Source organism: Campylobacter troglodytis (genome assembly GCF_006864425.1).
Classification (GTDB): domain Bacteria; phylum Campylobacterota; class Campylobacteria; order Campylobacterales; family Campylobacteraceae; genus Campylobacter_D; species Campylobacter_D troglodytis.
This window is the reverse complement of the sequence record NZ_QHLI01000042.1, coordinates 1-24,697: the sequence shown is the minus strand read 5'-3', so window position 1 is coordinate 24,697 and position 24,697 is coordinate 1. Positions and strand designations below refer to the sequence as shown.

Here is a 24,697-nt window from a genome sequence, read left to right as displayed (position 1 = left end):
ATTCTAGGTATAAGGAGTTTGGATTAAGTTCTTTTATAAAGCTTGCTAGCTTTTCTTTTGAGTTTTTGTTTAAAGATAGGGAGTTTTTTGAATTTGTTTGTGAGGTGTTTTGTGAATTTTCTTGCAAGCTGTGTTGTGAATTTATTTGTGAAATATGCTGTGAATTCAAGGACAAAAGGGCTTTAAATTCATCCACAAAATTATTCATTTTTGCAAAAATCTAATAAGTATCTGTATTCCAATAAGATAAAAAAGTAATTTCTACATTTTGATCCACTTGCTTAAATACCATAAATTGAAGCATACCATAAAACTGTGGCGAAACCCAAAGAGTTTTTTCGTCTTCATAAAAGTAACAAACCTTTATTTCTACATGAGCATATTGTTCGTTATATTGTGTATCTTGCTTTGGGAATTTCGTAGCTAAAAGCCAATTATTTTCTGTTAATGTGTTTATGGGAAACTTTGATATAAATGTTTCATAAGCAAGTTTTAGATTTGCATTTGACACTATAATTTTATATTTTTTATCAAAGCTATCGCATTTCATATTCTCACACATATCAATAGCTTCTAATCCATTAATAATCTTCTTGTTTGTAAAATGTTTATAAGCTATATTTAAATATTTTTGCACTGTATCCATAAAATCACTACTTTTATCTATAATATCCTCTTTCTTTACTTGACACGCAAGATCTAAAATATACGCGCAAATTTTGCGAATACAAATTTACAATCAATAAAAAACTTGCAACTACATACTTCATTAGAATCCCCCTATATTAAATTCAGAATCTTTGCCCTTATACAATATATACTGTCGTTTATTGTTACTTGGTTTAGGACTAATCATAAATTGTGTCCGTTTATGTAATCCATATCTTTGTGTTTTTATGCCTATATGTATCCAATAGTTGTTGTGCTTTTCTATAATACACTGTGAAATCAGATCTGTATTTGATAAAGCATCCACTTTTTTATGATAAAGATCTTTGTAGAGGTTGATAAGTAATTTTTTATTGTTGCTAGGATTTTGCTCTGAAAATGCAAGATCCGCTGCTTCACAATGTAAATGCTGCGAGTTTGAGCTACCACCTACTTTTTTATTAAGCTCAAAACATCTTACTGCACTGTTAATATTAAGCTTATAGGCTTTGTTTTCTCCATATTGTTTATAAATATGAGCTTGTAATTTGTCTAATATTTTTTGGCATAAATCCTTCAAACTTTGTAATCTTTGAGGATAATTAGAATCTAACACAAAGTTTTTGTTGCTAATAATTAACTCTTTAATATCGGTTTTTATCATTTCATCCAATGTGAAGTATTTGGAAAATCCATACCCCACCTCCATTCTCACTTTATCTAGCTTATATTTTAGCTTAAATGCTGTTAAGATGCTAAGAAATTCAGCAAAGCTATCATCTAAAAATATTTCAAAGTGAGAGTGGAGGTGGGGTATGAGAGAGAACATTTACGATGTTTTTGGTATTTTTGTTTGTTATGGTGGCTACTTGCTTGGATTTTTTATCATATATATTAAGGGTGTAGTATTGATTTGACACTAAGCTTAAAGGAAGTTCGTTTAAATTTAGACTCTCTTAAACTTAAGCTCACATAAATAAGCTTCAAGTTATGATTTACAAGGTGAAAAACAAGTATGTTAATCGTTTTAGAATTTCAGAGGCTGAATTTAAAGAGATTTTGAAGTATTTTTTGCATCCTTACACTTGCAATTTTTGTGGAAGCCTTGATATTAAAGCCTCTAAAATTGCAAAAATTACTCAAATTTCAGAGCAAGCTTTATGCAAGCTATTTAAACAACTTAGAATCTTAACCTTTAAAGAATATGAAAAAATCTCTAAAATTCAAGGTGAAATAGAAATTATTGAGAGTTATTTTACTGCTAAAAGAGCGTGTGGCAAAAGAAGGAGAGTAAACAACATAAAAACTTCTATGTTTTTACTTCTTGCTATGTGTCTTAGAACTTTGTAAAAATGGATCTTAAAATGCTAGGCTAGCATTGATACACAAGTTGTAAAAAACTGTTTTGCTAGTGAGTTTTTGCTTAATTATGAGATTCTAGCAATGTGCAAGAATGTATTATTTATAGGCTGGGGTGCTTATGATTAAGATTTTTTACCTTACTTTGCCCCTCCCTTTGCAAGAAGGTGCTAAAGAACATTTAGAGTAAAACACTCAAAAAATGAGTTTGAAAACGGACGAAATCATATCAACAAAATTGTGAATTTTTAGGGCTTTGCTAAACATAGACTTGCTAAATTTAAAGGCTTTAAAAAAGAAAATTTCTTGTTTTACTTAAAAGAAGTGCAATTAAGAAGAAAAATTTAGGACAAAATTCTCATCAAAATTTATTAAAATTGATAAGATAAAATGCTATTAGAGTATCTTGAGCCATAAATTTTATACAAGAGAGATTAAATGTATATAAAATCTTGCTAAAATTACTAAAATTAATTCATTTGAATTTAAACAAAAAGGAAGCAGGATGAAAAAACTTAAAATACTCTTAATCTTATGTTTTTTAGCATTTAGTGCCAACGCACAAGGCTACAAGGAATTATCAAAGCCCTTGGCTAATGAAAAAAACTCCCTCATAGAAGCCTTTTCCTTTGCTTGTGGTGCTTGCTATAATCACCATAAATTTGGCACCCTAGCTAAGATCAAAGCAAAATTGCCTAAGTTAAACTACAAAATTTATCCTTACAAAAAGATCAAATTTGGAGAGGAATTTGCAAGGCTTTATGCCTATGCTGAAAATCAAGACAGATTAAAAGGGCTTGATACAAGTGATAAAAACTCAAAGGCACACAGGCTTGCTGATGCTTATTTTGTAGCCATCTTTGAAAGAAAGCTTAGCTGGGAAAGCTCACAAAGCTTTTATCAATTAGGCTTACAAACCCTCAATATTAGCCAAAACGAACTTGATAGCTTCTTAGAAAGCCCAAAAGGAAAAGAACTTTACTCTCAATATGACAAGGCTACAAGCATAGTTTCGCAGTACGGAGCAACTCCTGCCTTTTGCGTGGGTGGTAAGTATATCATAGATATGAGAACTATTAACGGCTTAGAAGATCTTGTGAAGCTAGTAGATGAGCTAAGCAAGAACTAATGCTAGAATCTTTTAAAGAAAGAAGGCTTTGGTTTTTTATCTTTACAATTAGCCTTTTTTCCTTGCTCTTTGTGCATTATTTCTTGCAAATTTATCTTTTTATGAAGCCTTGTGTGCATTGTGTTTATCTTCGCTTTGCTATGCTTGTTATGTGTGTTGCTAGTTTCTTAGGACTAGTTTTTAAGGCTAAATTTATGCAAGTATTGAGCCTTTTTCTTGGTGGCTGGGGGGTATTTTTAGGGCTTAAACATTCTTTTTTGTTAAATAAAATTCAAGCATCCTTAAAAGAAAACAATCCCTTTGGCATAGACGGTTGCACGAGTATTACAAACTTTCCCCTTTCCTTGCCACTTGACAAACTCTTTCCTAGCCTTTTTGCACCAAGTGGAATTTGTGGGCTTGATCTTGCCTTTGTTTCTGAGGATGTGAATTTAAGTAGGGTGCAAGAATTTTTTATAGGAAGGGCTGAAAATAATTTTTCAGATGGGCTTTATAGTCAGGGCTGGTATCTTGTGCCTAAATTTGAGTTTATCTCTATGGCACAAGCTTGTATGTTAATCTTTGGCATATTTGGGCTTTGTCTCATTTTTATTTTATTTCTTAACATTAAAAAATCTTAAAGGCTTAGTATATTTTAATTTGATACAAGTTCATTTTAAAGTATAAAAAGTTAGATGAAAAACAAGTATATAATTCATTTCCGAATTGTCTTAAAAAAAATTTAAGAAATTACGAAGTATTTTTTTACTTCGTGTAACCCATCTTGCAAATGCAAGCAAAAGAGACTTTGCGAAATTTAAACTTGCTAAATTTCGTGGAAAAGAAAATTTTATCCTTCATTTAAAAGAAATTAAAATGAAAAATTTAAGGCAATATTCTCATTAAAATTTGCTTAAATTGATAAGCCAAAATCCCATTAAAGTATCTTAAGCCATCTTAAAATAGCTTAAAATTCTAGGCTAAATTCATATTTTTACTTATTAAAAAGTTTATTTGGCTATAATTTTGGCATTTATTAAGACTTTAAAGCCTTAATAAGCTTAAATTCTTTTAAAAGACTAAAATAAATCCTTGAATTTATTGAATTACACAAAAGGACAAAGATATGCTACAAGCCTTGGCTATCAAATATAGACCCAAAAGCTTTGACGAGCTTATAGGGCAAGATACAGTAAGTGCAAGCTTAAAATACGCCCTAAATCAAGGTCGTTTAGCCCACGCTTATCTCTTTTCAGGGCTTCGTGGCTCTGGTAAAACCTCCAGTGCTAGGATCTTTGCAAGAGCCTTGGTGTGTGAGGAGGGTCCCTCGGCACATCCTTGTGGAGAATGCTCTCAGTGCAAAAGTGCCTTAGAAGGAAGGCATATGGACATCATAGAGATGGACGCAGCTTCTCATAGGGGTTTAGAGGACATACAGGATCTAATAGAGCAAACAAAATACGCCCCCTCAACTGCTAGATACAAGATCTTTATCATTGATGAGGTGCATATGCTTACCCAACAAGCCGCAAATGCCCTCTTAAAGACCCTTGAAGAGCCTCCAAGCTATGTTAAGTTTATCCTAGCTACCACAGATCCCCTCAAACTTCCTGCCACAGTGCTTTCTCGCACCCAACATTTTCGCTTCAAGCAAATTCCTCAAAGTGCTGCCTTAAAGCATTTAGAGTGGATCTTAAAGCAAGAGGGGGTAAGCTTTGAAGAGGATGCATTAAAATTAATATCAAGAAGCGGACAAGGCTCTTTAAGAGATACCCTAACCTTGCTAGATCAAGCAATTATCTACTCACAAAATGAAATAACAAGTGCTAAGATGGCTCAAATGCTAGGCTTTTTAGATCCTGAGCAAGTCAAAAACTTTTATCAACTCATCATAAAAAAAGAAAAAGAGAGGGTGCTTGAGTTTTTAAAGGATTTGCAAGATTATGAGGCTAGTAGTGTGATTGATGAGATGATCTTTTATCTTAAAGAAAGCTTTTTTGCCAAAAACAATGAATTTTCGATGCTGCTTTATGAGCGCTTTTTTCACATTTTATCAAGGGCAAAGACCATGCTTGCAAACTGTGATGATAATGCCTTTGTTTTGTGCGTAATGTCCTTTATGATGATAGAGGCAAGCCATTTAAAGCAGATCGATGAGGCCATTGATGAGGAGGAAAGAAGCTTAAAAGAAACCAACAAGCCTAAAAGCACTGAAAACTTCGTCCATACTCCTACCATACAGCAAAAACAAGTCCAGTTAAGTGAGTATGAGAGACTTAAAAAGGCGATCTATGAAAGAGATTTCACTCTTGGAGAGTGCTTTGAAAAAAATACCTCTTTTCTTAGCCTTGAAAACAATAATCTTAAAATCAGCTCAAAGGTAACAACTAGCGAGGATAGAGACATCTTAAACAAGGGCTTTGGCTTAATCACCAAGCTTTGTGCCCAGGAACTGGGAGATCATATAAAAATATCCGTGCAAAAAGCAGATACAAAAAAAAAGCCCATAAATGAAAGCTTAAATTCTACTTTAAATTCAAGCACTCAAAATGCCTCGCCTTTGAATTCTAAACAAACAAGCTTATACATCGATGAGAGTAAGCTTCAAGATATAAAAAATCCCAAAAAGGACCTAAGGGCTAGCTTTGAGGAGCTTAAAAGTGGGGCAAAAAAGCAAGATATAAAAGAAGAAACCATCACAGCCCTGGGTAAATGCTTTGGCGAGCCAAGTAGGGAGTAAGAAATTTTTTAAAACTGTTGCTTTATAAGCAAGGCAAATTCAGTCAAAAGTTGAAGTTTATCAATCTTTGTAAATCCTTTAATCTCGGCAATAAATTCAATAAATTTAGCTAAAAACTCAAGCATAAATTCAAACGCAAATTCAAGCAAAAATATCTTTATGCTTGAATTTTGTAAATTTTAAGGCTTGATTAAACTTAAACCAAAGGATCTTTAAATTAAAGCCTATGAAAAACGAAGGTGCATTTTCAAATTTCTCAGATATAAGTTAAGAAATTTTGAGATATTTTTTACTTAGCCTCCAGCCTTTGCAAGAAGCCCTTGTAAAGACAAAAATACTTCAAAATTCTTTAAATTTAGTTTCTGAAATTTTTGAACGGATTATATATTTATTTTCATCTTATTTTTTATGCTTTAAAATGATCTTGTATCAAATTAAAGTGTATTAAGCCTTTTTTAAAACTGTTAAATTCATAAACAAGACTTGAATTTTGCAAATTTTAATTTCTCTTAGTGCTTGTGCTATGTGAAATATTCTCTATATAAGACAGTTTTGTAAGACAAATATTACAAACTTCATACACAAGGACTTTGGCAAGTTTTTCGCAAACCGTGAGAGCCTTTAACTTTCTTTTAAATACTCTTAAATAATGCTAACAAGGGCAAATTCAAGGCTTGTTTATGAAAAAATGAAAATGCTTTTACGATTCAATCAACTCAGCTTGTGTAAATATATAAATTCACAGCCCTTAGCCCTATCTTAAAGCTTTTGAATTTTTTCTTGCTCTTTTTATAGCTTTAACTTATCAAGCTTAAACACTAAACAAGCAGTTTTTAAATTCAAGGTGAGCTTAATTTAAGATCCCAAAAGTGCCTTTACATGATCAAAGATCTGCCTTTCATCTATGCTTTGTATGCAAAAATCATTCTTGTCTATATGCTTTGGATCGCTTATGAACTTGCCACTGTCTATTATTTTATTTATGGGTGTTTGATAGGCGTTGCGGTAGCTTGGGGTTGCTCCAAAGATGGTAATTGAGGGCTTATTCATAGCAAAGGCAAGATGAGTGGGTCCGCTGTCATTTCCTATGATTAGATCACAAAGTGCTGTAAAGGCACTTAATTCTTGCAAACTTAGTTTTGGCAAGATAAAAATGCCCTCTCTTGCACTATCTTTGAGGATAAATTCACAAAAGCTTCTTTCTTCCTCATTTCCCCAGCAAAGCCAAATTTTAGTCTCCTCATAGCTTGATAGTATCATTTGAGAAAGTATGGAAAGCCTTTCTTTTGGGTAGTTTTTGTTGGCTGTGCTTGATCCTGTGTGTATTAAGACATTACATTTTGCAAGCTTTAACTTCTTTAAAAGCTTTTTTTGAAGGCTCTCATCAGCCTCAAAGCAAGGCTTTTTGGTTAAAATTTCAGCCTTATCAAAAAAGCAATCTAACACAAAGCCTAGCAAATAGATATTTCTCAAGATGATATTTTCCTTGTAAGGCACAAAGGCCTTGTGCTTGTAAAAAAAGCTAGCCATAACTTCTTTCAAGCTTTTGCGATCAAAGCCATAGGCATTTGAGGATAAAATTCTTGCAATTAAGGCTGATTTTAACAAGCCTTGAAGGTCTATTACTAGATCATATTCCTTTTTTTTAGCACTTAAAAGCATTTTTAGCGAACTAAGGATCTTTTTATCCTTTAAGGGCAGAGCGTAAAGGGTGTTTATTAAAGGATGAGCTTCTAAAATACCCTTAAATCTTTCATCAACGAACCAATCAATCTCAGCCTCTGGCTGTTTTTTTTTGATAAACTGCAAGACTATGCTTGATTGAATGATGTCTCCAAGGGCTGAGAGGCGAATTAGGGCTATTTTCATTATAAACTCGCTGAATTTTTTGATAAAATTGTAACAAATTTTTTTATACAAAGGTAAAAATGAACAGGCCTTCAAATTATATCTGCGTTTTTGACTGCGAGAGTATTCCTGATGCCAAGCTTATAAGAAAAATTTATGGCTTTGAGGGCAGCGATGAAGAGGTTAGCAAAGAAGCACTTAAAAGGCAAAAAGAAGAAAGTGGCACTGAATTTTTACCCCTACCCTTTCATAAGATCATTAGCATTTGTGCTGTGCTTTGCGATGAGTTTGGCAAATTTATCAAGGTAAATAAGATCGAAGGTGAGGATGAGGAGGCTATGATAAGAAGCTTTTTTAACTTCATAGAAAGATTCTCCCCTCGCCTTGTAAGCTTTAACGGTAAGAATTTCGATCTGCCCGTGCTTGTGCTTCGTGCGCTTAAATACAACATAAAAGCAAGTGTTTATTTAGACACGGTTTCAGACAAATGGAACAACTACAAAAGCCGATACAACGAGCAAAAACACTGCGATTTGTTTGAAAGCCTTGGCGCGTGGCGGGGCGTGCGACTTGATACTATATGTGCTATGGTAGAGCTACCCGGCAAATACGACACAAGTGGAGAGCAAGTAATGAGTCTTTTTTACGCAAACGAGCTTGAAAAGATTCACGAATATTGCGAAAGCGATGTGCTAAACACCTATATGCTTTTTTTAAAATATGAGTTGATAAAGGGAAATTTAAGCGAGGCAGATTATGTGAATTTCTTGCAAATAATGAGCGAGTATATCAAAGAACACAAGCAAGAACGAGGCTACATAGAAGTTTTTACCAAAGCGTGCGAAAGAGAGCAAGCAAAATTTGTGGAAAAAGATGGGTGAGACATTATGAAAAATAGCATAAGCGTGAGAATTCATAGAACAAAATAAAAATGTAAAAAATTAAAAAATTTTACAAATTTTTTTAAAAAATACTATTTTTGTCTTGACTATAATGTGAATTTTTATTGTGATTATGTCGATATTTAATTTTAATAAAGGAAAGTAGAAATGAAAAAAATCGTTTTCGTAGCTCTTTTGAGCGGGGTATTTTTAGGTTCAGCTTTGGCTGATGATTTACTTGCAAAGGTAAGCAATGGGGCTTTGAGCGAAAATTCGCCCGGAGTTAAAAAATTAAGTAAGGCTGAAATGGCTGAGGTAGTGGGTGGCTATTATCTTTGGCAAAGCCCAAAATACAATAGTGGTTCAGCATATAAGCACACTTATAATTATTTAAGTAAGCCTTACAGAAATAATTATAATGCCAACAAAAATTCCACTTCAAAGCAAGCTATTTACTCAAATGGCTTTATGAAGTATTATAGATATAGATACTAAAAAGGCGTTACAAATGGCTAGAATTTTCTCTAATGCAGACTTTGGACTTGTTCGTCCTATGCTGAGCTTTGAAAACACAAGCTTTAATCTAAATGGTGTGCAAAACAAAGCCGTATTTTCCAGTCTAAACAATCTTAACAATGAAAATTTAGAAAAATTCAGTAAAATCGTTTCAAAAAATTTAGATTTAAATGACATAAAAACAAGCTCAAATTTAGAAAAAAACTATGAATTTGCAAATGAAGTTTCATTCAAAGATAAGGTAAGTGGAAACACCATAAATTTAAGGCTTAGCACTGAGAATTTAGAAAAATTAAAAACATATTTTGGCTCACAAAATTTTGACAAAGATAAAAACGGACAAATTACCCTTAAAGGCGAGGCTGAAAACTTCGTCTCAGGCTGGTTTGGCGACATAGCCTACAAAAGAAATTATGTGGGTGCAGACTCTGATAAAAACGGCTTTTTAAACGAGAGCGAAAAGGGTGATACTTTGGCAGGTTATAGCACATTAAATTCTTACAAAACAGACGAGAAAAACGGCTCAAATGTAGCCTTGGTGCAAATAGATGGCGTTTCGTCCTACCTACCTTACAGCAGACATTATGACGCACCCTTGCCAAACACCATAGAAAAGGCACTCAACGCCACTTTAAAAGCGGATGTAAATATGGATGGATATTTGAATTTAGGTGAGCTTCAAAGCAAGGAACAAATCATAAAATACGCCAAAAAAACCATCGAGGGCGAAACGCCTAGCCAAACTAATGATGGCGAGGTAGATTTGCTTGAAGAGCAAATGAAAAGGCTGAAAAAATGGCTTGAATAGCAGCTTAAAAAGCAGTTAGAATTAGGGGGCTACGCTAGTGCAGATGAAGCATTGAATGCCCTTGAAAAAGAATTTCAAAGCATTTCAGTATCGTTTAAAGTAAGCGAAGAGCTTATTATCAACAACCTTGAAAATCCAAATTTCACAAAGGACTTAAATGCCCTTATAAAAGAAATCAAAAAACAAGCCAAAAATAGCCTTAAACTAGACATTTCAGCATAAATTTACGCTATGAGAACTTACTGCACTTTATAAAAATTTCCACACTTGATACATAAATTTGCGCTATAATACAAAGCGGTTTTAAGTAGATTGTGTTACGCAACTTGTTGCAAATTTGGATTGCCACGCCGTTTGCAACGGCTCACAATGACGAAGCAATGCAAATTTATTTGATAATAAGGCACAAATTCGCGCCATTTACCAAAAGAATTCACGCAAAAGCGTGAAATTCGGCTATGAATTTGACAAGGTGCAGGATTTTTCGATGATTTTTAGGGTTGTGCGAGCCGATGAGCGCAAGATAGAACATTGTAGTTCATCTGCGCGAAGTCGGCGAAGCAAGCGGAGCAAGGCATTAGCTTTGCGTAGCGTCTCCCTAAAAAGCGCGAAAAAGCTAATCCGAAAAAAGAAAGGATAAGCACAAATGAAAATTCTAATCACCGGAGGAGCTGGCTACATAGGCTCTCACACGCTCAAACAATTCTTAGAAACAAGCCACGAGCTTTTTGTGCTTGATAATCTCAGCAAGGGCAGCCAAAAAGCCATTGATGCCTTGCAAAATTTAAAAAAATTTGCCTTTTTCAAGCAGGATTTAAGAGATTTTGAGGGACTTAAAAGGCTTTTTAGGGAGCATAAATTTGAGGCTGTGGTGCATTTTGCTGCTAGCATTGAGGTCTTTGAAAGCACGCAAAATCCGCTAAAATACTATCTTAACAACACCGCAAACACAAGTAATTTAATTCAAACCTGCCTAGAAAATGATGTCAAATACTTCATATTTTCATCAACAGCTGCTACTTACGGCGAGCCACAAACTCAAAGTGTGAGCGAGAAAAGTGTTTTGCAACCCATAAATCCTTACGGACGAAGCAAACTAATGAGCGAGCAGGTTTTGCTTGATGCAAGTGCGGCAAATTCAGGCTTTAAACACTGCATTTTGCGTTACTTTAATGTAGCAGGTGCTTGTATGAGCTATGCAATAGGGCAAAACTACCCAAAAGCCACGCTTTTAATCAAGGTAGCCGCTGAGTGTGCGGCTGGTAAACGCGAGAAAATGTTTATCTTTGGGGATGATTATGCCACAAAGGATGGCACTTGTATAAGGGACTACATACACATAGATGACATAGCAGCAGCTCATTTAACAGGGCTTGCGTATTTGCAAGAGCAAAACAAAAGCGAGATTTTTAATGTGGGCTACGGACACGGCTTTTCGGTAAAAGAGGTGATTGAAACGATGAAAAGGGTAAGTGGGGTGGATTTTAGGGTGGAAATGGCTGCGCGTAGGGCAGGTGATCCAAGCATTTTAATAGCAAATAGCTCAAAAATAAAGGCATTAACAGCATGGAAGCCACAATTTGATGACCTAGAAATCATTTGTAAAAGTGCGTATGAGTGGGAGCTAAGAGACTAAATTTGGACTTTATTTAAATGACACTTTGGGTGCTTTTGTGAATTTATTAAGGCTTAAATAAACTTAACAAAATTTTGCCTTATCAATTTTAATAAATTTTAAGGCTCAAAACAACTTAGGCGGATTTTGGCTTATCAACTTTAATAAATTTTGATGAGAATTTTGTCCTAAAATTTTTATTTTAATATCCTTTAAGTGAAGCATAAAATTACAGCGTTTGACACTTTTAGCTAAAATGACCTAGAATTTTTCCTAAGCCATTTTTACAAAATTTTATACAAATTTGCATTCTTAAGCTTGATCTTAGATTTAAATTCAACTTCTTTCAAGTGTGTGAAAAATTATCTTGCCGTGAAATTTATCTAAGTTAGCCTTTGTAAAGACCCTTCTGTTTGCAGTTGCAAGACATGCACCACGAAATAAAAACATTCACAGTTACATTGATATAATTTCGTCCCTTTGCAAACTCATTTTTGTTGTATTTTATACTATAACGAGCCTTTGCTACTTCTTGCAAAGGGACAAGAAGCTTAATGAAGCAAAAACTTTTGCGATCAACCCCACATACACGCTTACCACGCACTCTTTTTGCACATTCTGCTTACAGTTGCAAAAGAGGCGAAACAAAAAATAACTCTCATCTACTTCAATTTCACCGCTCATTTTAAAAGCATTCTTGCATTCTTTGGCTATTAAAATGCGAATTTTTTGAAAATCTTGCACAAACTTTAATGAGGCATTTGACAAAATTCAGCAATTGTTTCACCTCTAAATCAATTCTTGCAAGTGGAGTGGCTAGGGGCTAAGTAAAAAATACTTCAAAATTTATCTAAGTTAGATCTGCGAATTTTGGAACTGATTTTTGTTTTTCATAGGACTTAGCTTAAAAAACCTTTTTAAGTTTAATTTAGCTAACTTGATTTTAGACAAAAAACAAAAAATAATGATAAATATCTAAACATTGCCACCCAAAATAACAAAGGACACAAGATAAGAATTTAACATTATAGTATCCAAAGAATGCATTGTAGGTAAATATACCTTTTATAATATAGCAATAATTGGGCATTTAGTTTGCACAATAAATAAAAATAATGGAGAACAATTTAATATAATACCGTTTGACAAAAAATGTGAATGTGTTTCATACAAGCCCATAAAAACAAAATAATAGCAATAAATCACAAAGTTGTATTAAATTGCTTTGAATTTATGTAGTAAATTCTCGCGTTTAATGTGTTTTTGAGTGAGGATTTACTGCACAAAGTTACTCAAAAGCATATAACATAACGAATCAAAATCGGTTAAAAGACTTATAAGCTAAAACTATTTCTCTATGCAAGAAAGAATGGCTTTAAATCTATCTTCAAAACCGCCACCACAATCATAGCTTGAATACTGTTTTAGTTTTCTTAAATCTTCATCGTCATATTGCAAAATATTTTCACTGCTACATTGTGCTTTTAGTTTGATTAAAAAAATTTGACTTCCACCACTACCATTCACCGCTTTGTCTAAAGCCTCTTTTGCACTTGAGTCTAATGTGGCACTTTTCATACATTTACTCCTTTGAAAGAATTGGTAACTATATCATCACTTTAATTTGATGCAAGATCATTTTAGAGTATGGATAGCAAAATGAAAAACAAGTATATGGTTCATTCCCAAATTATCTCAAAAGAAATTTATGGAAATTTTGAAGTATTTTTTTGCTTCGTTAAGCCTCTTGTCCCTTTGCAAGAAGCCTTGATTTAGAGGTGAAAAAATGCTGGGCTTTGCAAAATAACTCGTGTTTGTGTGAATGCAATTGTGCGAGAAATTAGCATTTTAATCACAAAAGAGTGTGAAAAATCAGTAAAGCGAAGTTTTTTAGAAAATAAGTGGTTGAAGTTGATGAGACTTAGTTTTTACCTCGCTTTGCTCGTAACTGCGAGCAGAAGGAGTTAAAAGAGTAAGGGGAAAGCGTGGGCGTGGAGCTAAAAACATCTGTGTTTTTATTTCGTGTTACACAATTGTCCCTTTGCAAGAAGAGATGCTAAAACATTAGGCTAGTGTTTATACATAGGTGGTAAAGCATTGCTTGGCAAAAGAACTACTGCGCATCATAAGGGACTTTGCAAAGCTTAACGAATGCGAGATTTATAGAAGGACTTCAAAGCTTATGATGGCTTGGTTGATTTTTTACTTAGCTAGGCTTGTGTTTTTGCAAGGAGAAACAAAGGCACATTACAGAGTAAAGCATAGGGTAAATGAGTTTGCAAAGGGACACAAGTGCATTATAGGATAAAATACGCCAAATTTAAGTTTGCAAATGAACGAAAGCACATCAACGGCATAGAGAATGTTTTTGTTTCGTGCTCTTGTAACTGTAAGTAGAAGTTTGCGAAATTTAAACTTGCCAAATTTAAAGGCTAAAAAAATTTTGTATTTCATTTAAAAAAACGCAATTAAGACGAAAAATTTAAGGCAATATTCTCATCAAAATTTAATGAAGTTGATAAGAGAAAATCCACTTAAGTTGTATTGAGCCATTTAAAAATGGTACTTGTGAATTTTAAAGTCCACAAAAATAAGTTTCTATGACAAAAAATTTTAAGTGTTTTGCGAAGATTGTGAGAAATTTGGAACGAGTTTTGCTTTAAGTGAATAAATCCTTTTCTCAAGTCTATCAAGGTAGTTTTGAGATTAAGATTATTTTGAGAGGCTTGGAAAACCTTCAATCTATTGCTAAGCCGCTTTCCCCGAGCGGCTAGCAAAGAAGTTTTAAATTTAAATCAAAATTAAGCTTTAAAAGCTTAAAAAAAATTTTGCCCACTTAAATCTCGCTAATTTATAAAGACTTAAATTCAGTGTGTTAAAAGCTTGAATTTAAAACTTGAATTTAAAGCTTTTAAATTCAAGTTTATGATTTAAAGCGTTCTAGTTTTGGACCTTGTCAAGGTTATGCTTTTAAAGTAAAAATCTTAAATTTAAGTTCTAAATTCAAGCTTTAAATTTAGAGCTTAAATTTAAAATAAATTCACAAAACCCCATTTTAAACCACAATTTAAAACACAAAAAATAACCTTAAGCTCGAATTTAAAGCCCTTTCATTCAAGCTGTGAATTTTTAAATTTTAAATAAGATTTAAAAAGCCCTTAAAGTTCTTTTAAAAAAATTTAAAAGTTGATAGAATTTAAAAGGCTTTCAAAGATATTTAAAAAGGCTACATTAAACTTCAAGCAAAATATTTTTAAGTGAGTGCCTATAAAAAAACTTGGTTTGAAAATTTCGTCGATCTAACTTAGATAAATTTTGAAGTATTTTTTACTGAGCCTTGCACTCGTTACCTTGCAAGAATAACTTGATTTATAGGCGAAACAATTGCTGAATTTTGTCAAATGCCTCATCAAAGTTTGTGCAAAATTTTCAAAAAATTCACATTTTGATAGCCAAAGGATGCGAGAGGCTTTCTCAAATGAGCGGTGAGATTGTAAAATGAGTGAAAGTTATTTTTGCTTCATTACACTAGCAACTGCGTAGTAGAAGGAGCAAGGCGAGTACATAATAAGCGCATATGTGGAGTTGGTCAAAAATACCTATGTTTTTACTTCGTTACCTATCTTGTAACTTTGCAAGAAGGAGCAAAGACTCATTATAGGATAAAACAAGCCAAATTCGAATTTACAAAGGAGCGTAATAATATCAACGGCATAGAAAATATTTTTACTTCATACCCTTGTAACTGTAAACAAAGCCTTTGCAAATATTAGCTTAGGGTTTTACTAGATTAAAAGGGAATTTTTTGCATGCTTGAAGGAGAGTGAATTTAGAACTAAGATCAAGCTTAAGAATGAAAATTTGTATAAAATTTGGCTCAATTAAACTTGATAGGATGTTCTCTTATCAACTTTAATAAATTTTAATGAGAATTTTGTCCTAAAATTTTCGCATTGTATGTAAATTCTTGTCTTTTAAATGAAGGACAAAATTTTCTCTTTTAGCCATTAAATTTAGCAAGTATCAACTGTGCAAAGCCCCTTTTGCTCACACTTACGAGTGCTTATCACGAAGTAAAAACTTTTGCGACCAGCCCCACGCCTACGCTACCACGAACACCACCGAAATAACTTTCATCAACTTCGATCTCACCGCTCATTTTAGAGACCTTCTCGCATTCTTTAAGGGTTAAAATGCGAATTTCTTGCACAATTGCATTCACACAAACACGAGAAATTTTGCAAATTTCGGCGATGTTGTTCACCTATAAATCAAGACACAAATACTTCAAAATTCCTTAAATTATATCTGCAAAATTCTAGAATGAATCATATTGCTTTCCATACTTTAAAATGTTCTTGTATCAAATTACAATGTCTTAAGCCAACAATTTTCAGTGGCTTTAAAGCCTTCAAATATAGTTTAAAAATTCAAAATACACTAAATACAGTTTAAAATATGATAAAACTCGGTATTTGTGTAGTTTGGAGGGAAGGGAACTTGCACTGCAAAGTCCTTGTAGGCATTTCCTGGCAAGGCTTTTACAATTTGCACTGTGTAGCTTGTGCTGTTTGATCCTCTTTTTATGCTTGATTTATCTTGCTGGAAAACTGTTGATTTATCGGTGCCTAGCTTATTTGCTATGGTAAGTTCTAAGAAGCATTTGTTGATAGGAAATTTGGTAAGATTACTTACTCTGCCACTTATATTTAGGCTTTCTGTGCTTAAAATTCTATTAAATTTCAAATTTGAAATACTTGCTTGCTTGGTATAATCCTCAATAGCCAAAAATAAAGAATACACAAGTATGCCCATAAACAAGGCATTTATCGCATAAAAGGCAATGGCATTTTGAGGCTTTTTAACAAGCAAAAAGATCACAGCACTAAAAAGCAAGAAAAGCACTATGCAAAGTGAGCAAGCTAGAATTTGCAAGGTATTAAACATCAGTAACACTCGCTTTTAAGATAAGAGCTGATATTTAGATCCTGGTTAAAATCCTCAAAAACTATGCGGTGATTTTGAGTTTCTCCTCTTTTTAGGCTATCAAGGGTTTTGCTTTTGATGCGGTAGGCTCTAAGTTTATTCTTGTATTTTTCTATAAAAGAAGCCTCTTCATCTACTTCTTTGTAAAGTGTGCTTGTGATCTTACAAAAGCTGAAATTGTATTTTGAAAGATTTGTGATGTTAAAATCCACGGCGAAATTTATTTCATTTGCTATGCTTGTTTTCACTATCTCAGCCTCCCTTGTTCTTACCTTGCTATCTAAAAAGGCATAACCATCAAAGATTAAATAATAACAAATAACAAAGTCCCAAACTATAACTATGCCAGCTATCATAGGTCTTTTTGAAAGCATTATGGCAAAGACTAAAAAAACTATAAAGACAAAAAATGCCAAAAAAATAAACAAAAAATCCACAGTATAAAGATGCTGGGCATAAAAAAGCAAAGAGTGCCTCAATTTTTCTAGCATCTTTTTCCCTTACTGAGATATGGCACTTTGCCTCTTAGCATCCTTTGTATCTACCCAGATATTAGGCACAGAACCACCTGGTGTTAGAAAAATCTTTGCGTCTGTGTTTTCTTTGAGTGCATCGTTAAATTTTCCTTGAACCTCGATCTGCTTTAAATTCAAAAGAGGATTATTTAAACTACTTGCAACCTGTCTGTTTGCATAAGCTTGAGCATCAGCTTCAATCCTAGCAGCATCTGCCTTACCCTTTGAGCTAATGATAGTAGCATTTGCCTCACCTTCTGCGAGTGTCGCACGGCGAAGTGCTTCTTGACTTGCCCTTTCAGCTTCTTGCTTTGCAACTTGCACAAGCTCGATCTGCCTTTTTACCTCAGGGGGTAAGACTATTTCGCGAAGCTGCACAGCAGTTAGCATAACAGGGGTATTTTCAAGCCCTACTATGATCTTTCCTATGTCATCGTTGATTTGCTGGGCTATGGCGTTGCGGTTTGCAGGTAATTCCTCGGCTGTATATTTACCAACAACGCTTCTTACCACATCTCGCACTGTGGGATCTATGATCTTATCCTCCCAATTTACATTCCACTTTGCTATGGTTTGAGGCACCACAGCCTCGTTTAATTTATACTGCACTGTTACATCGATTGACACGCTAAGCCCGCGACTATCAAGAACTGAGATCGAGCTTTTATTAATCACACCGCTGCCTCGTTGCAAGGAGCTTTCATTCACACCCTCAACCGAAGCATAGGTCATTTGACGAACCTTGGTGTCTATGATGATGATCTTTTGAAATATAGGCACAAAGAAATGAAGTCCGGGCTCTAAAGCCTTCTCACCAAAGGCACCTGTGGTAACCTTAATGCCCATCTCACCTGAATTTACTATGGCAAAAGGCTTGGCAAGTACCAATAAAAGCACTAATACTATGATGATATAAATAAGAGGCGTGAATTTTCCAAAGCCTTTCATAAAGTCCAAATTTGGAGCCTTGAAATTCAGGGTTTGTTTAGAACCACCCCCACTGCTACCATTTTTTTTGTTAAAATAATCATTCAAATCTGCTGGCATTTTTTATCCTTTAAATATAAGTTAGCATTGAGTTAAAGGCATCATCTCGCCCATAAACCACATCAAAATAAGCATCTTGCAAACGCTTTGTAAGCTCGCCTCTTTCTCCACTTCCTATAATCCTAGCATCTATGTTAGATATTGGCGTTACCTCTGCTGCTGTTCCTGTGAAAAAGGCTTCATCTGCTGTATAAACCTCATCGCGGCTAATCCTTTGTCTTAAAATGGGCAAATTTAAATGCCTTGCTATCTTTAAAACTGTATCTTGGGTTATGCTTCTTAGGGTGAAATCATTTGGAGGGGTGATTAAAACTCCGTTTTTTACTATGAAAAAGCACTCTCCTGTGCCCTCAGACACAAAACCTTCCTCATCAAGTAGCAAGGCTTCCTCATAGCCTGCATCTATGGCTTCAAATTTGGCAAGCTGTGAATTTAAGTAGTTAGCACTTGCTTTTGCCTTATTCATAGAAGATTTTGCGCTGTTTCTCATAAAGCTTGAAATTTTTACCTTAATGCCCTTTTTCAAGCCCTCATCGCCTAAGTATGCAGCGTCCATTTGCCAAGCAGCAATGGCTACTCTAACAGGAGCCTTTATATGATAAACCCCCATTTCTCCGTCTCCTAAATAGATAATGGGTCTTATATAGACATTTTTATTAAACTCATTTAGCCTTAAAAGCTCTATTTGAGCCTTTTCAAGCTCAGCTTGAGAATAAGGACAGTTTAGAAGTGTAATTTTAGCTGATTCTAAGAGCCTCTTTGTGTGATCTTGCAAGCGAAAGATCGCAAGTCCTTTTTCTGTCTTATAAGCCCTTGTACCCTCAAACACAGCGTTTCCATAATGCAAAGAATGCGTGAGTATATGCACTGTGGCATCCTTAAAATCTACTATTTTCCCATCCATCCAAACCTTTTTTGCGTCTGCTTTCATAATCTAACCTTTCATATAATGGGTGCTATTTTAACACATTAAGATTAAAATTTAACCTTCTTTCTTAAAAAGGCATAAAGATGGGCTTAATATACTAAAGATCCATAGCTTAGACTGTGAATTTATAAGGCTTTTTTGTAGCCTTGTTGTCTTTGTAAAATGTTTAAGAGAGCTTTGTGAATTTAAAAATGCCTTGTAACACTTGCTTTTTATTTTTTGTTTGAGTTGTTTTCAAATTTTTATATTCGGATTTTGAATCTATAAAATAATCATTATAATGTATATTCACACAAACAGCCATAATGTTCTTTGAAACCCCAGTGATTTTATCTAGTTCATGAATACAGCTAATAAGCCTAGCATAAAAAGCAACATCAAAAGATAATTTTACCGCTTTGTCTTTGCTGCAACAAAAATGCTATCAAGTTGCCATAAAAGCTAATTTTTTCTAACTGTTTTTGAATTTTTGTAAAGGTTCTACGCTGGTTTAGCTTAAAATATTTTCCAAAAAGTATCCAAGTGAATTTAAATCATTTTTAGCATACAAGAATTTATAATACCTAAGAATTTATTAGGATGGTTGAAAAAAGTTATAAGATATGTTTTAAATTCAAGCCTCTTTTAAATCCTCCACACCCTTTGTGAAATCAATTTCTAGATCAAGCACCTCTTTTGGAAAGATATAAGGACGAGCGGATGGGTAGCCGTAAGGTAGGTTTTCGTATAAAATATATGCAAGATAGCCCAATCTACCTAAATTATAGTCATCCATCGTAAGTTGATTGTCTGTGTATACTATGATTTTCCACATTGTTAGGTAAAAATGTTTTATATCTTTTATTGTAGCTTCTTGGTTTATTATATCTTTGACAATGCCATTTTTTATAGCATTTTCTAATCCTCCACGATTTGTAAAGCCATTATATACATAACCTGTTACCATTGCACTTAAATCTATAATGTGTTTAGGTGGGAATTTTTCATCAAAATATGGATCAAGTCCGTTTATTAGCCCTCTTTGTTCGGAAGTTTTTTCATAATAGCTCCATAATTTTTTAGATTCTAATCCATAGCTATCTTGCGCTAAGCCATATAATTTATTATCGCTTCCTAGTGCAATGGCACAACGGTTACAAGCAAGTGAATATAAAATGGAGCTTCTGCCATAAAGATTTGGCATATTGCTAGCAAGATAATGCGAAGCTGCTGTGCCAAAAGCTAGTGGGCTTTGATATTTAATAGCAGCTGCTAGCCATAATTCTGCACTAACAATGGAGTTTTTAAAGCGATATGCTTCCTCATCTATTGCCTCCCAGATGATAGATTCTAATGCAAAGTTGTAGCATTCTCTAGCTTGTTCTTTATTTATTTTTAGTGTATCTGGCGTAAATTCATCAAGAAATAATCTATATTCATCACTGCTCCATTGATAAAGCTTATAATACATATACGCATTTTCTGGGATCCTTTCACCAAGTAATTTTTTGGTGATTAAGACACATTCTAAGATTTCAGATTCGGCGTTTTTGTGATTGCCTAAAAATGAATTTTTAAAAAGTAGTTTTGCTAGTTCTACTCCTGCTTTAAGATACCTTTCTTTATAGGCTAGTCTTAGATTATTAAATATTTCTTCTTTAATATTAGAATTTAAACTGCTAAAATCTAAATTCTTGTTTTGATTAAGTAAGCTTTGTGTTCTTTGATATGCTATTTTTGCACTATCGCTTATGCGTTCGCTATATTTATAAGGCTCATAATCTACTGTTACATAAGGAAAAAGAGAGGATCTTAATTCGCTTTTTCGCACTATCATTTTGCGTTGATCTTTATAGCTTAATTTTACAAAACTTTCTTTTTCTTCCTTGCTCCATTTTATGCCATTGCCATTTGGGTGCAGCTTGTAGGTTCTTAGGGTTTTTAGGATAAAGTTAAAATCAAAAAGTTTGCGACTTTTGGCGTCAAAATTTTTTGTATTTAGCAAGTTTTCAAGTTTATCTACTTGTTTAAAAAAATTATGCCAAAATGGCAAATCATCCCTAAACATTGCTACTAATTCATCTCGCATTATGCACACTTAATCTATCAAATCAATATTTGATGGGATAAAATTTTCATTGTAAATATAATTACCTAATATTTGTGGAGCTGTATTTGTTTTGTTATTATTATTTTTGTCAATCGCATTTTTATTGATAGTGTCATTATATATACTATAATTATACTCTGCTATTCTTTTAAGTTGCACTAGAAAATCTTTAATGTATTTAACATTATGTGTAGATTTTCTAAAATTATTGTCTTTGTTGCCCTCTTTTGAATTTATTTTAGTTTTTATTGCTAATTCTTTACTGCTTATAGTGCTTAAGTTAAAATATTGTCTAATCTTCTTTTCACTAAGATTTAATCGTGTGGTTAAAAACTGCATACTTTCATTTGTGCCTATATCTAAGTAATGCAATATCTTACAGTAGGCTTCTTTGATTATATTATTCCCAATGCCATCTAATGCTACGCTATTATTGATATGTGCTTTTAATTCATTTATAAGTTGTGGCCTTATTGCTTCTTCATCGTCTATATAAGCTGCTATGCTAGGATTGTGCGTAAGATAGCCACAATCTAGTGCATTGTCAAGCAATAAAGATGCGTGAAAATCGCCAACAATTAGTGTTTTATTAAGTTCTTTGGGTATGTAAAAATAATCCTTATTGGCTTCCCATTTACTATATGGAGCGTCTTGTTTTTCTCTAGCTGTTAATAAAAAAAACATAATTTGTCTCTTTAAATCTGCTTTGGATATAATAGGGAATTTTTTATCTAAGTATTCCATTATTGCAAATGCAATTAAACCTTGAGGAGATGGTTGTATTTTTTTAATGCCTTGTAACTGTTTTAATAATATGTTAATTATGTCAAATTTATATTTATCTATTTGTTTTGTTGGGGTTGGAATTTGTTTGGGCATATTTGTTTGATTTATTGTATCATTTAAAATATTATCCATATTTGTAATATTCTTTTGATTGCTTAAAATACCTTGCAATAACAAGATAAGATTATTTGTTTCCAAAGATTTTTTACTGACATTATTTTTTATCCAATCTTTAGATTTTTTTATAGTAGTTGATGCAAGAAATATAATTATATTTATTGCGGATTGATTAATTTTAACATTATCGATTTTTCCTTTAAGTGTATCTAATATACTATCTATACTTACATCTTCTAAAGTGTTTTGAAGTCTTTTTTGAAAATCTTTTTTAAATATATTTTCAAAATTTTTTATATTATTTTCTGGCGTATAATTTGATAATGCAATAAGATGATAGCGGCAATATATAAGCATTCCATCAATTTCTAAATCTAATAAATATAATATAAATATACATATTTCATCATATTCATCTTTATTAAAAAATGCTAATAAAATTTGTGAATTAAATGGCAAAAGAAAATCTACAAAGTAGTAAATATCGCTATTGCTTAATTTAATATTTTCTAATTTATTTTTATATCGCATAAATTGAACTTGCTCTTTGCAGTTTTTTAATAAACTTTTAAATAGATTTATTTGCTCTGCTGGTGTATTAGAAAAATAAGCATTATTAAATAAATGTGTAATGCAAAATATGCTTTGAAATAATGGTATATCATTTAGTTTTTCCCTTACTTTGTTTCTTAATTCATTTAAATCTTCTTCTTCAAAAACTATTTTTGCTTCTTTGCTATTTTTGTTAATTTTAAAATCTATAAAATGCGAAAGTATATTTTCAAATGAAAAAAGTATATTTATAATGTTTTGTATCGTTTTTGTATGTCGTCCATCTAATGCTTGGTTATTAAATTGTTTTAAAAGAAAATTATTTATAGCATTAAAATTATCTGCAATATCCATAATATTTTTATGATTATCGCATAAATCTTGCAGTAATGGCATTAGGTTTTTTATATCATTTTGTGTGTTTGGAATCGTTGTATAATATTTTTTAATTTGTTCTGTAAAATTTGATAATAGCTGTTGCTTATTTATGCGATTTATTGTATTTAAAAACAAAACATTATCTTTGATATTGTTATTGCTACGACACTGTGTTTTTACAAACTCACTAATCTTATAATGTGGAGAGCTTATAGATATTGGATTCGTAATAAAAAGCATATATTTATTGGCTATATAATTATTATTTTCGTGGCTTTTACTAAAACTTTGAGAAATCATATCTAATGCAATGGTAGAGCTAAAATATGGCGATTGGATAAAAAGGAAATCGCTAAATTCTAAAATGATGCTTTTTAAATGTTTAAATGCAGAGGTGTTAATAATATCGCTATTTTCTATATTTTGTTTTTTAATGTGTGGATATATAGATATGGCAAATTGATGTTTGCCTGGTTTGATTAGATGATTTTCTTGTGTGCTATTTTGTTCTAATAATGAAACAATGTTTAAATCTATAACTTGATTTTTGTTTAATGTGGTGCATATATAAGATTTATCGATAAAACTATCATTTAACAACATATATATATGATTATGCAATGGTTTGGTTAGATACTTGATGACTTTTTTATTAAGTAGCATTATATTGCCAGAATATTTTTTATCAATATTTATAATGCTTGCAAGATAAGTATTTTGTTTATTTATTTTTTGAGAAATACTGTTTAACACGGCATAAAATTCATAGAGTTTAATTTTTAAGTTATGATTATTTTTCAAACTACTAATATAAAATAAGGCTATACCCACTAGCACAATAAGAGATATAGTCGCACCATAAGGCGTTATAGCAAAACACGATTGTATTATTCTAAATAGAATGCTATTGGTATGTAATAGATTCATTGCACAAGCCATTACTATGCTACTATGCGAATAATATACATTTAGTCCCATTAGCACAACAAGCATTTTATTTGTTTGATTTTTCGCCATTATTGTGGCTTCGTTTTGAGATTTACCTATATCGTCAAGTAAAGTTTCTAATTTTTGACTGCTTTTGTTAAATAATTGTTGCGTATTATACATATTTATATCATTTGATGTATCTTCTTTAAAAAGATTCGCATAGCGAGTTTTAAAATTATTAACGGTATTTTTGATTGTTTGTATATATTCATCAATGTCTTTAATACTTTGTTTTGTATCGATATTACCACTTTCATATTGTTTTAATATTTCAAATAGTTTTTCATACATATCACTCATATTGATGCCAATTATATCAATTTCATCTAATAACAATATATTTTGCTTGTTGCAATGACTGTCTATTAAACAGTCTCGTAAAAACTTATCGCTTATTAATGCTTCAAATGAGTGAGGAGTACTTGGAAGTGTATTTTTAGTATATGGTTCAATGATAGCAGTCAAGGGATACAGATATTTAGTATTTGGCGTTACAATGCTTTTATTATTTTTTGGCATTCACAATCCTTTGAATTCTCACATTCTACACAATTATAACTTAAAATTATAAACCCTATAAGCCTCCTATAATCCTCATAAAATATTTGCCAATAATGCTAATTCATTATTGTTTTAGACTCAATTTAACTTAAGCTCTAATAAAGGAGCTTCAAGTTATGATTACAGCGATGAAAAACAAGTATATAGTCCGTTCCCGAATTGTCTCAAAAGAAATTTAGGGAAATTTTGAAGTATTTTTTTGCTTCGTTTCGTCTTGCAACTTTG

General features: G+C 32.5%; 23 protein-coding genes and 1 pseudogene. 11 read left to right on the top strand and 13 right to left on the bottom strand.

Features of this window, described 5'->3' with window-relative positions:
• The 4 genes from DMC01_RS08980 to DMC01_RS15990 form a co-directional block, all read right to left on the bottom strand.
• The coding region (locus tag DMC01_RS08980; RefSeq protein ID WP_142693896.1) for a hypothetical protein at nt 1-196 on the bottom strand (196 nt) is incomplete at its 3' end.
• A 24-nt stretch (nt 197-220) separates the two neighbouring features.
• A complete protein-coding gene (locus tag DMC01_RS08975) occupies nt 221-646 on the bottom strand; it encodes a hypothetical protein (RefSeq protein WP_142693895.1) in 426 nt (141 codons plus the stop codon).
• Nucleotides 647-769: 123 nt separating this feature from the next.
• A complete protein-coding gene (locus DMC01_RS08970) occupies nt 770-1,351 on the bottom strand; it encodes a D-Ala-D-Ala carboxypeptidase family metallohydrolase (RefSeq protein WP_185908840.1) in 582 nt (193 codons plus the stop codon).
• Nucleotides 1,352-1,439: 88 nt separating this feature from the next.
• The gene (locus DMC01_RS15990; RefSeq protein ID WP_282432291.1) at nt 1,440-1,568 is read right to left on the bottom strand and encodes a hypothetical protein; all 129 of its coding nucleotides are present in this window, start codon (nt 1,566-1,568) and stop codon (nt 1,440-1,442) included.
• A gap of 70 nt (nt 1,569-1,638) precedes the next feature.
• On the opposite strand from DMC01_RS15990, the pseudogene DMC01_RS08965 reads away from it, so the two are divergent.
• From DMC01_RS08965 to DMC01_RS08950, 4 genes and pseudogenes are all read left to right on the top strand, one after another.
• Nucleotides 1,639-2,396: pseudogene (locus tag DMC01_RS08965) on the top strand (IS1595 family transposase).
• 116 nt (nt 2,397-2,512) lie between these two features.
• Nucleotides 2,513-3,136: a thioredoxin domain-containing protein gene (locus DMC01_RS08960; protein WP_142693893.1), complete on the top strand. Its 624-nt coding sequence runs from the start codon at nt 2,513-2,515 to the stop codon at nt 3,134-3,136.
• Nucleotides 3,136-3,756, top strand: a complete 621-nt coding sequence (locus tag DMC01_RS08955) for a disulfide bond formation protein B (protein ID WP_142693892.1) — start codon at nt 3,136-3,138, stop codon at nt 3,754-3,756. Before DMC01_RS08960 ends, DMC01_RS08955 begins: the two co-directional genes overlap by 1 nt.
• A gap of 485 nt (nt 3,757-4,241) precedes the next feature.
• Entirely contained in the window at nt 4,242-5,855 is a 1,614-nt protein-coding gene (locus DMC01_RS08950; protein WP_142693891.1) for a DNA polymerase III subunit gamma/tau, read from the top strand.
• An 855-nt stretch (nt 5,856-6,710) separates the two neighbouring features.
• Here the strand turns inward: DMC01_RS08950 and waaC are convergent.
• Nucleotides 6,711-7,724 (bottom strand): lipopolysaccharide heptosyltransferase I, encoded by a 1,014-nt coding sequence (waaC, locus tag DMC01_RS08945; RefSeq protein WP_142693890.1) that lies wholly within the window; start codon nt 7,722-7,724, stop codon nt 6,711-6,713.
• Nucleotides 7,725-7,783: 59 nt separating this feature from the next.
• On the opposite strand from waaC, the gene DMC01_RS08940 reads away from it, so the two are divergent.
• The 5 genes from DMC01_RS08940 to galE all read left to right on the top strand — a co-directional run bounded on the left by DMC01_RS08940 (nt 7,784) and on the right by galE (nt 11,544).
• Nucleotides 7,784-8,584: a 3'-5' exonuclease gene (locus DMC01_RS08940; RefSeq protein ID WP_142693889.1), complete on the top strand. Its 801-nt coding sequence runs from the start codon at nt 7,784-7,786 to the stop codon at nt 8,582-8,584.
• 168 nt (nt 8,585-8,752) lie between these two features.
• Nucleotides 8,753-9,079 carry a hypothetical protein gene (locus DMC01_RS08935; protein ID WP_142693888.1) on the top strand — a complete coding sequence of 109 codons (327 nt, stop codon included), beginning with the start codon at nt 8,753-8,755 and terminating at the stop codon, nt 9,077-9,079.
• Nucleotides 9,080-9,092: 13 nt separating this feature from the next.
• Nucleotides 9,093-9,908 (top strand): hypothetical protein, encoded by an 816-nt coding sequence (locus tag DMC01_RS08930; RefSeq protein ID WP_142693887.1) that lies wholly within the window; start codon nt 9,093-9,095, stop codon nt 9,906-9,908.
• A 51-nt stretch (nt 9,909-9,959) separates the two neighbouring features.
• Nucleotides 9,960-10,130: a hypothetical protein gene (locus DMC01_RS13585; protein WP_185908839.1), complete on the top strand. Its 171-nt coding sequence runs from the start codon at nt 9,960-9,962 to the stop codon at nt 10,128-10,130.
• Between the two features lie 424 nt (nt 10,131-10,554).
• Complete coding sequence (gene galE / locus DMC01_RS08925; RefSeq protein WP_142693886.1) at nt 10,555-11,544, top strand: UDP-glucose 4-epimerase GalE; 990 nt, start codon at nt 10,555-10,557, stop codon at nt 11,542-11,544.
• A 367-nt stretch (nt 11,545-11,911) separates the two neighbouring features.
• Here the strand turns inward: galE and DMC01_RS08920 are convergent, their stop codons facing one another.
• Nucleotides 11,912-12,127 (bottom strand): hypothetical protein, encoded by a 216-nt coding sequence (locus DMC01_RS08920; protein WP_142693885.1) that lies wholly within the window; start codon nt 12,125-12,127, stop codon nt 11,912-11,914.
• 743 nt (nt 12,128-12,870) lie between these two features.
• On the bottom strand, nt 12,871-13,101 hold the full coding sequence (locus tag DMC01_RS08915) for a hypothetical protein (RefSeq protein WP_142693884.1): 231 nt from the start codon (nt 13,099-13,101) through the stop codon (nt 12,871-12,873).
• Nucleotides 13,102-13,624: 523 nt separating this feature from the next.
• On the opposite strand from DMC01_RS08915, the gene DMC01_RS08910 reads away from it, so the two are divergent.
• Both DMC01_RS08910 and DMC01_RS08905 read left to right on the top strand, forming a co-directional pair.
• Nucleotides 13,625-13,831 (top strand): hypothetical protein, encoded by a 207-nt coding sequence (locus DMC01_RS08910; protein ID WP_142693883.1) that lies wholly within the window; start codon nt 13,625-13,627, stop codon nt 13,829-13,831.
• A gap of 1,207 nt (nt 13,832-15,038) precedes the next feature.
• A complete protein-coding gene (locus tag DMC01_RS08905; protein ID WP_142693882.1) occupies nt 15,039-15,296 on the top strand; it encodes a hypothetical protein in 258 nt (85 codons plus the stop codon).
• Nucleotides 15,297-15,963: 667 nt separating this feature from the next.
• On the opposite strand, the gene DMC01_RS08900 is transcribed toward DMC01_RS08905, so the two are convergent.
• The 6 genes from DMC01_RS08900 to DMC01_RS08875 all read right to left on the bottom strand — a co-directional run bounded on the left by DMC01_RS08900 (nt 15,964) and on the right by DMC01_RS08875 (nt 24,430).
• Nucleotides 15,964-16,470, bottom strand: a complete 507-nt coding sequence (locus DMC01_RS08900; RefSeq protein WP_246059151.1) for a DUF2393 family protein — start codon at nt 16,468-16,470, stop codon at nt 15,964-15,966.
• Nucleotides 16,470-17,000, bottom strand: coding sequence for a DUF2393 family protein (locus DMC01_RS08895; RefSeq protein ID WP_142693880.1), 531 nt, complete (start codon nt 16,998-17,000; stop codon nt 16,470-16,472). Before DMC01_RS08895 ends, DMC01_RS08900 begins: the two co-directional genes overlap by 1 nt.
• A gap of 9 nt (nt 17,001-17,009) precedes the next feature.
• Entirely contained in the window at nt 17,010-18,071 is a 1,062-nt protein-coding gene (locus DMC01_RS08890; protein WP_142693879.1) for a prohibitin family protein, read from the bottom strand.
• Nucleotides 18,072-18,081: 10 nt separating this feature from the next.
• The gene (ilvE, locus tag DMC01_RS08885; protein WP_142693878.1) at nt 18,082-19,002 is read right to left on the bottom strand and encodes a branched-chain-amino-acid transaminase; all 921 of its coding nucleotides are present in this window, start codon (nt 19,000-19,002) and stop codon (nt 18,082-18,084) included.
• A 610-nt stretch (nt 19,003-19,612) separates the two neighbouring features.
• Nucleotides 19,613-21,067, bottom strand: a complete 1,455-nt coding sequence (locus tag DMC01_RS08880; protein WP_142693877.1) for a hypothetical protein — start codon at nt 21,065-21,067, stop codon at nt 19,613-19,615.
• Nucleotides 21,068-21,076: 9 nt separating this feature from the next.
• On the bottom strand, nt 21,077-24,430 hold the full coding sequence (locus DMC01_RS08875; protein ID WP_142693876.1) for a hypothetical protein: 3,354 nt from the start codon (nt 24,428-24,430) through the stop codon (nt 21,077-21,079).
• Between the last annotated feature and the right edge of the window lie 267 nt (nt 24,431-24,697).

Bases quoted from the DNA above. Each gene is read 5' to 3' on its own strand.
- DMC01_RS08975 (WP_142693895.1), bottom strand. From the start codon at position 646: ATGGATACAGTGCAAAAATATTTAAATATAGCTTATAAACATTTTACA.
- DMC01_RS08960 (WP_142693893.1), top strand. From the start codon at position 2,513: ATGAAAAAACTTAAAATACTCTTAATCTTATGTTTTTTAGCATTTAGT.
- DMC01_RS08955 (WP_142693892.1), top strand. From the start codon at position 3,136: ATGCTAGAATCTTTTAAAGAAAGAAGGCTTTGGTTTTTTATCTTTACA.
- DMC01_RS08950 (WP_142693891.1), top strand. From the start codon at position 4,242: ATGCTACAAGCCTTGGCTATCAAATATAGACCCAAAAGCTTTGACGAG.
- waaC (WP_142693890.1), bottom strand. From the start codon at position 7,724: ATGAAAATAGCCCTAATTCGCCTCTCAGCCCTTGGAGACATCATTCAA.
- DMC01_RS08940 (WP_142693889.1), top strand. From the start codon at position 7,784: ATGAACAGGCCTTCAAATTATATCTGCGTTTTTGACTGCGAGAGTATT.
- DMC01_RS08935 (WP_142693888.1), top strand. From the start codon at position 8,753: ATGAAAAAAATCGTTTTCGTAGCTCTTTTGAGCGGGGTATTTTTAGGT.
- DMC01_RS08930 (WP_142693887.1), top strand. From the start codon at position 9,093: ATGGCTAGAATTTTCTCTAATGCAGACTTTGGACTTGTTCGTCCTATG.
- galE (WP_142693886.1), top strand. From the start codon at position 10,555: ATGAAAATTCTAATCACCGGAGGAGCTGGCTACATAGGCTCTCACACG.
- DMC01_RS08915 (WP_142693884.1), bottom strand. From the start codon at position 13,101: ATGAAAAGTGCCACATTAGACTCAAGTGCAAAAGAGGCTTTAGACAAA.
- DMC01_RS08900 (WP_246059151.1), bottom strand. From the start codon at position 16,470: ATGTTTAATACCTTGCAAATTCTAGCTTGCTCACTTTGCATAGTGCTT.
- DMC01_RS08895 (WP_142693880.1), bottom strand. From the start codon at position 17,000: ATGCTAGAAAAATTGAGGCACTCTTTGCTTTTTTATGCCCAGCATCTT.
- DMC01_RS08890 (WP_142693879.1), bottom strand. From the start codon at position 18,071: ATGCCAGCAGATTTGAATGATTATTTTAACAAAAAAAATGGTAGCAGT.
- ilvE (WP_142693878.1), bottom strand. From the start codon at position 19,002: ATGAAAGCAGACGCAAAAAAGGTTTGGATGGATGGGAAAATAGTAGAT.
- DMC01_RS08880 (WP_142693877.1), bottom strand. From the start codon at position 21,067: ATGCGAGATGAATTAGTAGCAATGTTTAGGGATGATTTGCCATTTTGG.
- DMC01_RS08875 (WP_142693876.1), bottom strand. From the start codon at position 24,430: ATGCCAAAAAATAATAAAAGCATTGTAACGCCAAATACTAAATATCTG.